A 2,943-nucleotide genomic window follows, 5' to 3' on the forward strand; every position below is an offset into this window, starting at 1 on the left:
GCCAGGCCTCAGCATTTTATTATGGTGATCCCCTGGGCGAAATGCGCCTGGTAAGCAGAGTTTTTGAAATGTAAGGCCTTTGAATAAGACAAAAGGCTGCCTCATCGCTAACTTTGCAACAGTGCCAGTTTTATTACGAACGTGTTTTGGGTGGACAACGGAAAACATATTTCATCGAAAGACCAAAAAAAGAAAAAACACTTCCTGTTGTGATGAGTGAAGAAGAAACCATTCGGGTACTACGCGCTATTGAAAACGTGAAACACAAGGCTATTCTGATGACTATTTATTCGGCAGGTTTGCGCATTTCTGAATGTATAAACCTGAAAATAAAAGACATTGACTCCAAGCGCATGCAAATTCGTATAGAACAGTCAAAAGGAAAAAGAGATCGTTATACCATTTTATCTGAGAAAACATTAATTATTTTAAGAACATACTTTATGGAATATAAACCAAAAGATTATTTATTTGAAGGTCAAAAAGGTGGCGCATACTCAAGCCGAAGTATTCAAAACATTTTTAAAGCAGCTGTTTTAAAAGCAAAGATTCAAAAGGAAGTTACTGTACATACCTTACGACATAGCTTTGCAACGCATTTGCTTGAGAATGGTACGAGTTTACGTTATATTCAATCGTTGTTAGGTCATTCAAGCAGTAAAACAACTGAGGTTTATACACATATTACCACCAAGGGAATGGAACAATTAAAAAGTCCGATGGATTTGTTAGATATATAGAAAGGATTTGTATATTTGAGCAAAACTTAACAAAAAGCACTATGAATATAAATCCTTTTGAGAGAGTAGAAACGAACGGTAAACGGTTGAAAACGGATTTGTCACTGATAATGAAAGGTTTAGCAAAATAAGATATAGTGGATATATACGCCATTTGGCGTATAGCCACTTGTTATGTGCCATTTTTGAATGACAATGCGAATAGATACGGACAAACAAATGAATTTACTTAGTGATAAGAACGTTGCAATAATTGGTGGTGGACCCGTTGGACTGACTATGGCAAAATTATTACAGCAAAACGGCATAGACGTTTCAGTTTACGAAAGAGACAACGACCGAGAGGCAAGAATTTTTGGTGGAACCCTTGACCTACACAAAGGTTCAGGTCAGGAAGCAATGAAAAAAGCGGGATTGTTACAAACTTATTATGACTTAGCCTTACCAATGGGTGTAAATATTGCTGATGAAAAAGGCAATATTTTATCCACAAAAAATGTAAAGCCCGAAAATCGATTTGACAATCCTGAAATAAACAGAAATGACTTAAGGGCTATCTTGTTGAATAGTTTAGAAAACGACACGGTTATTTGGGATAGAAAACTTGTTATGCTTGAACCTGGTAAGAAGAAGTGGACACTAACTTTTGAGAATAAACCGAGTGAAACAGCAGATTTGGTTATTCTTGCCAATGGTGGAATGTCGAAAATAAGGAGCTTTGTTACCGACACGCAAGTTGAAGAAACCGGTACTTTCAACATCCAAGCTGATATTCTTCAACCGGAAATAAACTGTCCCGGATTTTTTCAGCTATGCAACGGCAACCGATTAATGGCGGGACATCAGGGCATTTTATTGTTTGCCAATCCCAATAATAATGGTGCATTGTATTTAGGAATTAGTTTTAAAACGCCCGATGAATGGAAAAATAAAATTCCCTTAGATTTTCAGGACAGAAACAGCGTTGCCGATTTTTTATTGAAAAGATTTTCCAAATGGAGTGAAGTTTACAAACAATTAATACGTTCGGTATCAACATTTCAATGCTTGCCCACAAGGAAATTTCCTTTGAACAATGATTGGAAAAGTAACCGTCCATTACCCATAACAATGATTGGCGATGCTGCTCATTTGATGTCGCCTTTTGCAGGACAGGGTGTAAATACGGGATTATTGGATGCTTTGATATTGTCTGAAAACCTTACAAACGGAGAATTTACAAGTATTGAAAATGCCATCGAAAACTACGAACAACAAATGTTTGTTTATGCAAAAGATACGCAGGACGAATCGACAGAAAACGAAACCGAAATGTTTAGTCCCAATTTTTCGTTTCAAAAATTATTGAATCTATAAACAGTAAGAAAAAACGGCTACTAACAAGCAGTTTTGCAATAGTGGGGCAGAAGTGCAAAATTGAACTTGTGTGCTTCTATCAACTTTTGTACATTAGCTGCCAGTTTAAGATGGGTGCATTTGAGTATGCCCAAAGGAGCCCGCAAGTATGCGCAGGACGAAGCCAGTAGCCGCGCCGATGGTGGCGCGGGTCTATCTGCGCGTCAGCACCGACGCGCAGGACTTGGAACGCCAAGAGGCGATCACTACGGCCGCGAAGGCCGCCGGCTACTACGTCGCCGGCATCTACCGTGAGAAGGCATCCGGCGCACGCGCCGACCGGCCTGAGCTGCTGCGCATGATCGGCGACCTACAGCCCGGCGAGGTGGTCATTGCCGAGAAGATCGACCGCATCAGCCGCCTACCTTTGCCCGAGGCCGAGCGCCTGGTGGCCTCGATACAGGCCAAAGGCGCACGCCTGGCCGTCCCTGGCGTGGTCGATCTATCCGACCTGGCGGCCGAGGCCCAGGGCGTCGCCAAGATCGTGCTGGAAGCCGTGCAGATCATGCTTTTTCGCCTGGCCTTGCAGATGGCCCGCGACGACTACGAGGACAGGCGCGAACGCCAGCGCCAAGGCATTGAGTTGGCCCGCCAGGCCGGGCGGTACAAGGGCCGCCGTGCTGATCCGAAGCGCCGCGCCCAAGTTGTCGCGCTGCGCAAGTCCGGCTACAGCATCAACAAGACAGCCGAGCTGGCCGGGTACAGTGCGGCCCAGGTGAAACGGATATGGGCCGAGGTCAGCCAGGCCGAAGCGAAGCAGCACGGCGCGTTCGTGGAGGACGCATTGACGGAAGCCGATGCCCTGGCC

3 protein-coding genes are annotated in these 2,943 nt (G+C 44.1%); all 3 read left to right on the plus strand.

Annotation, left to right across the window (positions count from 1 at the left end; translation table 11 throughout):
• The first annotated feature begins 146 nt into the window (after positions 1-146).
• Entirely contained in the window at positions 147-740 is a 594-nt protein-coding gene (locus FTV28_RS13345; protein WP_205779272.1) for a tyrosine-type recombinase/integrase, read from the plus strand.
• Between the two features lie 189 nt (positions 741-929).
• Complete coding sequence (locus FTV28_RS13350) at positions 930-2,096, plus strand: tetracycline-inactivating monooxygenase Tet(X3) (RefSeq protein WP_024160783.1); 1,167 nt, start codon at positions 930-932, stop codon at positions 2,094-2,096.
• A 148-nt stretch (positions 2,097-2,244) separates the two neighbouring features.
• Positions 2,245-2,943: recombinase family protein (locus FTV28_RS13355; RefSeq protein ID WP_179990700.1), on the plus strand; the 699-nt coding region annotated here is incomplete at its 3' end.

This window comes from Acinetobacter sp. YH12252 (assembly GCF_013417365.1).
Classification (GTDB): domain Bacteria; phylum Pseudomonadota; class Gammaproteobacteria; order Pseudomonadales; family Moraxellaceae; genus Acinetobacter; species Acinetobacter towneri.